Raw genomic sequence first — 4,410 nt, 5'->3', positions numbered from 1 at the left:
TGGCCGTGCGGCGCATGATCGATCACGGTTTCCAGGCATCGGGCTCCACCTTCATCGCGGAGTATTTCGCGGCACTGGTCCTGATGGCGGCTTTGCTCGCGGCAGCCTCGGCCAGCCGCTACTATTTCGTCATCACGCTCGGCGAGCGGGTCGTCGCCGACATCCGCCGCGACGTCTTTTCCCATGTCACGACCCTGTCGCCGGCGTTCTTCGACAGCTCGCATTCGGGCGAGATCGTGTCGCGGCTCGCCGCCGACACCACGCAGGTGAAGTCGGCGGTCGGCGCGACTGCTTCGGTCGCGCTGCGCAACCTCATCCTCGGCCTCGGCGCGGTGGCGATGATGGTCGTCACCAGCCCGAAACTCTCCGGCCTCGTGCTGGTGGCGATCCCGGTAATCGTGCTGCCGCTGGTCGCATTCGGCCGTTCGGTGCGCCGTAAATCGCGCATGGCGCAGGACACGCTCGCCGAGGCCACCGCCTATGCCAGCGAGCAGATCGGCGCGGTGCGCACGCTGCAGGCCTTCACCAACGAGAAGCTGGTCACCGGCCGCTTCGCAAGCGCCGTAGACGCAGCTTTCGAGGCGGCGCGGGCCTCGGTGTTCGCGCGTTCGTTCCTGACCTTCTTCGCCATCTTCATGATCTTTTCCTCGGTGGTGGCGGTGCTGTGGTTCGGCTCGCGCGACGTGCTTGCCGGCACGCTATCGGCCGGCACGCTCGGCCAGTTCCTGCTCTATTCGGTGTTTGCCGCCGGCGCGCTCGGCGCATTGTCGGAAGTCTGGAGCGAGCTGTCGCAGGCGGCGGGCGCCGCCGAGCGGCTGACCGAGATCCTGGCCGAGACGCCGGCGATCCCGCGGCCCGTCGACCCTGTTCCGTTGCCTGCCACCGCCAAGGGCGCGATCAGCTTCGACGATGTCTCCTTCTCCTATCCGGCGCGGCCGGACCGAGCCGCCGTGCATGGCCTGAGCTTCCAGGTGAAGCCGGGCGAGACGGTGGCGATCGTCGGGCCCTCAGGCGCCGGCAAGAGCACCGTCTTCTCGCTGATCCTGCGCTTCTACGATCCCGAGAACGGCCGCGTCGTCATCGACGGCGTCGATCTGCGCGAGGCCGATCCGGCCGCCATCCGCCAGCGCATCGCGATCGTGCCGCAGGACGTCACCATCTTTGCGGCGAGCGTCCGCGACAATATCGGCTTCGGCCGGCAGGGCGCCGGCGACGCCGAGATCGAGGCCGCGGCCAAGGCGGCCCTTGCCGATGAATTCATCGCCAGGCTCGACAAGGGCTATGACAGCCAGGTCGGCGAGCGCGGCGTGACGCTGTCCGGCGGCCAGCGCCAGCGCGTCGCGATTGCCCGCGCCATCCTGCGCGACGCGCCGATCCTTCTGCTCGACGAAGCCACCTCGGCGCTCGACGCCGAGAGTGAGACGCTGGTGCAAAGGGCGCTGGAGCGGCTGATGCGCGGCCGCACCACCATCGTCATCGCGCACCGGCTGGCCACCGTGCTCAAGGCCGACCGCATCCTCGTCATGGAAGCCGGACGCATCGTCGAGGAAGGCACGCACCAGAGTCTGGTCGCCAAGGGCGGCACCTATGCGCGGCTCGCCAAGCTGCAGTTCGAGACGGGCGCCAGCGCTTTCAGGGGCGCGGCGGAGTAGCCGCGCCCGACTGGTTTCGAACCGCCGCGTGTCAGCCGCTGTAGCGCTTGCGCAGATGTTCGGTGAAATAGGAAGCGTTGAGCTTCTCGCCGGTGGCGCGCTCGAGCAGGTCCGGCGTCGACCAGCGTGAGCCTTGCGACCAGATCCTTGCGCGGCGCCACTCGTTGACGGCGCTGAAGTCTCCTTTGGCCAGATCATCGTCGGCCGACGGGTGCTCCCTGGTCAATGCCGCCCATTGCTGCGCCGCCATCATGGCGCCCAGCGTGTAGGAGGGGAAATAGCCGAAGGCGGCGCCTGGCCAGTGCACATCCTGCATCGGCCCGTCGGCGGGGTTGTCGATGGTCGCGAGCCCGAGATAGTCGCGCATCTTGGCGTCCCATGCCTCGGGCAAGTCGGCGACTTCCAGCCGGCCGGACACGAGCTCCTGCTCGAGCTCGTAGCGCAGGATGACATGCAGCGGATAGGTGACCTCGTCGGCGTCGACGCGGATCAGGCCGCGCTCGACATGGTGGACATGCGGCAGGATGTCGTCGAGCGACCAGGCTTCGCCGAGGTGTTTTTCGACCACCGGCAACGCCCAGCGCCAGAAGGCCGGGTTGCGGCCGATCTGCTTTTCGACGAACAGGCTCTGGCTCTCATGCACGGCCATGCCGCGCGCTTTGCCGAGCGGCCAATGCGACCAGGCTTTCGGCAGGTTCTGCTCGTAGAGCGCGTGGCCGGTCTCGTGCAGCACGCCCATAAGCGCCGACAGGAAGTCGGAGGTCTTGTAGCGGGTGGTGATGCGCACATCGGTCGGCACGCCGCCGCAGAAGGGATGGTGCGACACCGACAGCGAGCCATGGGTAAGGTCGAAGCCGACGGCCGCCATCATGGCAAGGCCGAGCTCGCGCTGGCGGTCGACGGCATAGCTGCCCGACAGCGGCTTCAACGGATGTTTTGCGAGCCGCGCCTCCTGCATGGCCAGCGCACGCGGCAGGAAATCCTTGAGGAAGGCCTTCAGCTCGGCAAACACCGGCGTGATGTCGGCGGCGCGGTTGCCGGGATCGTATTGCTCCATCAGCGCATCATAGGGCGCCAGGCCGAGCGCCTCGGCACGCAGTGCTGCTTCCTCGCGCACCAGCGCCACGACGCCTTCCAGCGCCGGCAGGAAGCCGGCCCAGTCGTTCCTGGCGCGCAAGCTCCGCCAGAGCTGCTCGGAGCGCATGCGCGCCACTGTCTGGCGCTCGACGAATTCGGCCGGGAGGCAGGTGAGATTGGTGTATTGGCGACGCAATTCCCGCACCGCCGCCTGCTGCTCGTCGTTCAGGGGCTCGGCTTCGGCGGCCGAAATCCAGTCGCCGATCTCGGGCGCGGTCGCCTGGCGATGCAGCATGCCGGCGAGCGAGGACATCGCCTCGGCGCGCTTTTCGCCGCCGCCGACCGCCATGTGCGTCGCCTCGTCGGCGCCGAGGATGGCCAAAGCATGTTCCAGCGCTTCAAGCTTGTGGCCGAGGTCGTCGAGTTTTTGGAAGGACATGGTGAATTCCAGCTTCAATTTGGCTGGCGCGAAAAGATACCAAGGCGCCGAGCTTGGCAACCCTGACCGGTCGCCAGAGGATTGGAGGTCAAGTGATCAGCAGTGAGGGGATCGGCCGTCTTGCCTTGTGAGGCGACTGCGTGATCAATGCGGGGAACAAATCGCTGGAGGGGACGATGATCGGCAATATCCTGGTCGGGCTGGTGGCGCTGATCCATTGCTATATCGTCTATCTGGAGATGGTGCTCTGGGACACGCCGCGCGGCCGCAAGGCGTTCGGGCTGACACCGGAATTCGCCAGCGCCTCGAAGGTGCTCGCCGCCAATCAGGGCCTCTATAACGGCTTTCTCGCCGCGGGCCTGATCTGGGGTCTCTATCTCGGCGCCGGCGGGTTTCAGATCAAGATGTTCTTCCTGCTCTGCGTCGCGATAGCCGGCCTCTACGGCGCGGCGACCGTCGGCCGCAAGATCCTCTTCATCCAGTCGGTGCCGGCGGTGCTCGCCATCGTCGCGCTTTGGCTCGGCCTGTAGTCGGAACAGCAATCGAAAAAGGACGCCCCCGGGGCCAGGTCCCGCGGGCGCCAGGTGGTCCCTTCCATTTCCTCCGGAAACGTCAGCCGTTCGGGTAATTGCCGCCGTCTGAGCCGTCGCCCGTCATGAAGCCGCTGCCGGTATCGTTCATCAGCCTCTGGTCGACATTGTCGAGGCGGCGCAGCAGCTCATGGTATTGCGGGGACGGGATCCTGCCGTGATCCGACGCCGCGACATGCTCCGCGGCCTGGCTGATGCGCGCGGCGCGCATGTGCAGTTGCTGTGCCTCGGAAGCCGAAATGTTGTTGGCCTGCCGGGCGTCGGTGATGCCTTGATCCACGCCCTCAACCTGATCGATCAGGCCGGTCACGCGCGGCCCGATGAACTCGGCTGGAGGGGTCGCGTCGAGAAGCCCCTTGTGGTGCCCGGCCGCATAGGCGCCGGCGAGCGGGGCCGCGATCAGCGCCGCAGCCAGGGTTACAGTCTTGAGAGATGTTGAAGCGCGCATGGCGCATCCTCCGATAGGGAAGGTGGCGGCCCTGCCGCCTTGCCTTCCGACCTTTCCGGGCCGTCCGGTTCCGTCGCGTCGCGATGGGAGGCATCGCCGGCGGTCCCCGGCCCTGCGCGGCAAACTAGGTGCGTCGATTTGCGATTTGTAATTAAAAAAAGATAATGTTTTCAGGCCTTGTCGACGGGACTTGTTACTCTAAGT

4 protein-coding genes are annotated in these 4,410 nt (G+C 66.7%); 2 read left to right on the top strand and 2 right to left on the bottom strand.

All coding sequences use genetic code 11. From position 1 onward, the window contains the following. Positions 1-1,652, top strand: a 1,652-nt coding sequence (locus EOD07_RS24265) for an ABC transporter transmembrane domain-containing protein (protein WP_127237246.1), incomplete at its 5' end; no start/stop codon positions are given. Positions 1,653-1,683: 31 nt separating this feature from the next. Here the strand turns inward: EOD07_RS24265 and EOD07_RS24260 are convergent. Next, a complete protein-coding gene (locus tag EOD07_RS24260; protein WP_127237245.1) occupies positions 1,684-3,168 on the bottom strand; it encodes a carboxypeptidase M32 in 1,485 nt (494 codons plus the stop codon). A gap of 176 nt (positions 3,169-3,344) precedes the next feature. Here EOD07_RS24260 and EOD07_RS24255 point away from each other — a divergent pair, with 176 nt between their 5' ends. Further along, entirely contained in the window at positions 3,345-3,698 is a 354-nt protein-coding gene (locus EOD07_RS24255; protein ID WP_041001035.1) for a DUF1304 domain-containing protein, read from the top strand. Between the two features lie 82 nt (positions 3,699-3,780). Here EOD07_RS24255 and EOD07_RS24250 read toward each other — a convergent pair whose 3' ends face one another. Then, a complete protein-coding gene (locus tag EOD07_RS24250) occupies positions 3,781-4,206 on the bottom strand; it encodes a hypothetical protein (protein WP_073984976.1) in 426 nt (141 codons plus the stop codon). Positions 4,207-4,410: the final 204 nt, after the last annotated feature.

The sequence above is a fragment of the Mesorhizobium sp. M2C.T.Ca.TU.002.02.1.1 genome (assembly GCF_003997225.1).
The sequence above is the reverse complement of the archived record's forward strand: the minus strand, read 5'-3'. Positions and strand labels throughout refer to the sequence as shown.

Coding starts and splice junctions, on each gene's coding strand:
- EOD07_RS24260 (WP_127237245.1), bottom strand. CDS start 3,168: ATGTCCTTCCAAAAACTCGACGACCTCGGCCACAAGCTTGAAGCGCTG.
- EOD07_RS24255 (WP_041001035.1), top strand. CDS start 3,345: ATGATCGGCAATATCCTGGTCGGGCTGGTGGCGCTGATCCATTGCTAT.
- EOD07_RS24250 (WP_073984976.1), bottom strand. CDS start 4,206: ATGCGCGCTTCAACATCTCTCAAGACTGTAACCCTGGCTGCGGCGCTG.